We start from the raw sequence: 971 nt of genomic DNA on the forward strand, positions 1-971 counted from the left end.
CGTCCTGTCGCGGCTGCTGGCCCCGCACGGGGACATTGACCGCAAACGCATCTCCCTGCTCTACCGCCCGATGGACTCCGCCAAGGCAGCAACCATCGTCGAAAGGGATCAGAACAACGCCAACGTCCGCATCACCTCCGGCACCCGGCCCACGGCCCGGGCCCTGGTCGATGCCCGCTCCGCCGTGCAGACCGCGCAGGAAGAAGCCCAGGGTGCGGGACTGGTGAACTTCGGCATGGTGGTCACCGCCACCGTCACCGACAAGGAACGCCTCCCGGACGCCGTTGCTGCCATTGAACAGACTTCCGGTACCGCCCGCGTGCTGCTGCGCCGCGCTTACGGCTCACAGGACACCGCGTTCGCGGCGTCCCTGCCCTTGGGGCTGGTCCTGCCCAAGCACAGCATGGTGCCCTCCGAGATTAAGGACGCCCTCTAATGGCCCGCATGAGGCTTTTGACAGCAAAGAAGTCAAAGACAGTAAAGAGAGCAAAAGCGCTGGCGGACGAGACTTCGAAGCGTCCTGCACGGGAAGCTGGCCCGGGATCGCGGGGCTGGACCGGACGGGGCGGCGGCATGGCCCAACTCCTGCCGTCCGTGCGGGAGTACCGGGGAACCACGGTTCAGGTCTGCGGGCTGTGGCCGTTCTCTTCGGGTGCATCCTCGCCCATGATTGGGGTGCCGCTGGGCCGCCACGAGGAAACCCAGGCAACGGTGTGCTGTGACCCGATCAGCTGGTTCCAGCGTGCACGGCTGATTTCCAACCCCTCGGCCTTCATCCTCGGCAAACCCGGCCTCGGAAAATCCACGGTGGTGCGGCGGATGTTCATCGGCCTCTCTGCACAGGGCGTCAACCCGCTGATCCTTGGCGACCTCAAAGGCGAGCACGTCAAAGCCGTGAAAGCCTTGGGCGGCCAGGTCATCAAGCTCGGCCGCGGCGTCGGCTACCTGAACATCCTCGACCCCGGCCAGGC

General features: G+C 66.0%; 1 protein-coding gene and 1 pseudogene. Both read left to right on the plus strand.

All coding sequences use genetic code 11. The features are described 5' to 3' along the window. The coding region (locus AC5RWT_RS37795) for an SCO6880 family protein (protein ID WP_494084679.1) at positions 1-436 on the plus strand (436 nt) is incomplete at its 5' end. Between the two features lie 137 nt (positions 437-573). Then, positions 574-971, plus strand: a pseudogene (locus AC5RWT_RS37800) (ATP/GTP-binding protein); the annotation flags it as partial.

The organism is Arthrobacter sp. Dra40, from assembly GCF_059091905.1.